3 protein-coding genes are annotated in these 2,636 nt (G+C 73.9%); 1 reads left to right on the forward strand and 2 read right to left on the reverse strand.

Going from position 1 to position 2,636, the window contains the following annotated elements; all coding sequences use genetic code 11:
* Positions 1–38: 38 nt before the first annotated feature.
* Complete coding sequence (locus D455_RS0123485; RefSeq protein WP_017573131.1) at positions 39–995, forward strand: SDR family NAD(P)-dependent oxidoreductase; 957 nt, start codon at positions 39–41, stop codon at positions 993–995.
* A gap of 99 nt (positions 996–1,094) precedes the next feature.
* Here D455_RS0123485 and D455_RS0123490 read toward each other — a convergent pair whose 3' ends face one another.
* The gene (locus D455_RS0123490; RefSeq protein ID WP_017573132.1) at positions 1,095–1,478 is read right to left on the reverse strand and encodes a hypothetical protein; all 384 of its coding nucleotides are present in this window, start codon (positions 1,476–1,478) and stop codon (positions 1,095–1,097) included.
* Positions 1,478–2,551, reverse strand: a complete 1,074-nt coding sequence (locus D455_RS0123495) for a serine hydrolase domain-containing protein (RefSeq protein WP_051064699.1) — start codon at positions 2,549–2,551, stop codon at positions 1,478–1,480. Before D455_RS0123495 ends, D455_RS0123490 begins: the two co-directional genes overlap by 1 nt.
* Positions 2,552–2,636 lie beyond the last annotated feature (85 nt).

Raw genomic sequence — 2,636 nt, forward strand, 5'->3', positions numbered from 1 at the left:
ACTGAAGACATCGGACTCACTCATCTAGGGTTCGAGGCATGAGCACAGCACAGCGAAGGACGGGTTCGGGCTTCGGCGGGCGCAGCACCGCGCGCGAGGTCCTGGAGGGCATCGACCTGACCGGGCGGCTGGCCGTCGTCACCGGCGGGTACTCGGGCATCGGGCTGGAGACGACGCGGGCCCTGGCGGAGGCCGGCGCCCGGGTCGTCGTGCCCGCGCGGCGCCCCGAGGCGGCGGCCGAGGCCCTGGACGGTGTCGAGGGGGTGGAGGTCGACGGCCTGGAGTTGTCCGACCAGGACGACGTGCGCGACTTCGCCGCCCGTTTCCTGAGGACGGGGCGCGCGATCGACGTCCTCGTCAACAACGCCGGGGTGATGGCCTGCCCGCAGGCGGTCGCCGGACCCGGCTGGGAGTACCAGTTCGCCACCAACCACCTGGGGCACTTCACCCTGGTCAACCGGCTCTGGCCCGCCCTGGTCGACGGCGGGGCGCGGGTGGTGTCGGTGTCCTCGGGCGGACACCGGAACTCACCGATCCGCTGGGAGGACCCCTGGTTCGCCGAGGGGTACGACCGGTGGCTGGCCTACGCGCAGTCCAAGACCGCGAACGCCCTGTTCGCCCTCCACCTGGACCGGCTCGGCGCGCCCTTCGGCGTGCGGGCGTTCTCCCTGCACCCGGGTGCGATCCTGACCCCGCTGCAGAGGCACATGACGCGTCAGCAGATGGTCGACGCGGGGTGGGTCGACGAGAACGGCGAGGTGGTCAACCCCGTGTTCAAGACGCCGGAGCAGGGCGCGGCCACGCAGGTGTGGGCGGCCACCTCGCCGAGGTTGGACGGGATGGGCGGCGTGTACTGCGAGGACTGCGACGTCGCCGTGCCCGCCGGGACCGACCCCGAGGCGGAGGGGGTGAGCGACCACGCGGCCGACCCGGTCCAGGCGGAGCGCCTGTGGGCGTTCTCGGCCGAGCTGACCGGGGAGGACGCCTTCGCCTGAGCGCACATGAGCGTCGGCACGCCCTCGGTCCCGGAACACGCGGCCCTCCGTGGGGCCGGCCCTCTCGGACGGCCGCGACGCGGAGCCGACCCGGCCGGGTCAGGTGAACACGAGGAGGGCGACGACGGCCGCCGCGAGGAACACCAGCGTGCCGATCGCGGAGACCCGGCGGGTGGTGGCGACCCGGTCGTCGGCCAGCACGGGCAGCTCCGGCCAGCGCAGCACCACGCCCGCCGCGGCGCCCGCCGTCAGGGCGAGCACCAGGTACCACACCGCGTCGGGGAAGACCGCCCACGTGGTCATGAGCAGGGAGAGCAGCAGGAGGAAGAACGTGTTGCCCATCCGGTTCAGCGCGTCCCAGCGGTCCAGGAGGCGTGACCGGCCACCGCGCCGGACCGCCGACAGGGTCCCGACCGCGCTCAGAGCGCACAGCCCGTTGAAGAACACCCCGAGCACGTGGGGCACGATGTCCGCGGCCCCCATCAGGCGGCCCTCCCCGTGAGCAGTTCCATCGCCTGCGGCCCCAGGCGGGTGGTGGTGTTGCCGAAGGCCAGCACGGCCCGCTCGCCCTCCCGGTCCAGGGCGACCATCGAGGCGAACCCGCCGGTGCCCCCGTTGTGCCAGGTGACCTCGGTGCCGCCGTGCTCCTCGACGATCCAGGCGAACCCGATCCGGCCGCCCCGCCCGTCGTCCCAGCGCGGTTCCAGGGCCGCCGTGCCGGGCGCGGTGCCCTCCAGCACGGCCCGGGCGAAGCGCGCCATGTCGGCGGGCGTGGAACGGACCGCCCCCGCGGGCGCGTAGGCGTGCATCAGCCAGGGAGCGGCCAGGCGCCCGCGGTCGGTGTACCCCACGGTCGCGTCCTCGGGCAGGTCGCCCTCAGAGTCGGGCAGGAACGTGTCGTCCATCCCCAGCGGACCGAGCAGCCGATCCCGCAGGAGGGTGGTGTAGTCGGTCCCGGCGGCGTTGGCCAGGGCCTGGCCCAGGACGGCCACGCCCATGTTGGAGTAGTGGGACTCGCCCCGGTCGGACAGCTCGGCGGCGGCGACCTGCGCGACCAGGGTGTCGTGGTCGTACGGGTAGGGGTCCAGGCCCAGGTTGTTGGCCGGGATCGAGACGAGCAGGTCGGACGGGCGGCCGGGGATCTTGGGCAGCCCGGAGCGGTGGCTGGCGAGTTCGGCCAGGGTGACGTCGGCGGCCGGAGCGCCGTCCAGTTCGACCAGTTCGCCGAGGCGGGTGTCGGCGGTGACCTCACCGCGCTCGATGGCGACGGCGAGCAGCATTCCGGTCATCGTCTTGGTCACCGATCCGATCTCGTAGCCGGTGTCGTCGTCGGCGCCGAAGTGGGCGAAGCGCGTCCGCTCCCCGTCGACCTCGACGACGCTGACGCGGTCGCGCACGCCCTCGGACAACAGCGGCCTGGCCCGGTCGAGCAGGCCGGGGTCCCCGGACTCCTCGGTGGACAGCGCGGGTGTGTGCGGCCGGGCCACGATCCCGACCGCGACGACCAGGGCGGCCACCGCGCAGGCGGCCGCCACGGTCCACGTTCTGGTACTCACGGGTCCTCCTCCCCTCAGGGCGCGCCGCCCGCCGCCGTGAGGATGGCGAGCAGGGGGACGACGCGCTCCGGAGGAACGGCGTAGT

Source organism: Nocardiopsis halotolerans DSM 44410, assembly GCF_000341065.1.
Lineage (GTDB): Bacteria > Actinomycetota > Actinomycetes > Streptosporangiales > Streptosporangiaceae > Nocardiopsis > Nocardiopsis halotolerans.

Coding starts and splice junctions, on each gene's coding strand:
- D455_RS0123490 (WP_017573132.1), bottom strand. CDS start 1,478: ATGGGGGCCGCGGACATCGTGCCCCACGTGCTCGGGGTGTTCTTCAAC.
- D455_RS0123485 (WP_017573131.1), top strand. CDS start 39: ATGAGCACAGCACAGCGAAGGACGGGTTCGGGCTTCGGCGGGCGCAGC.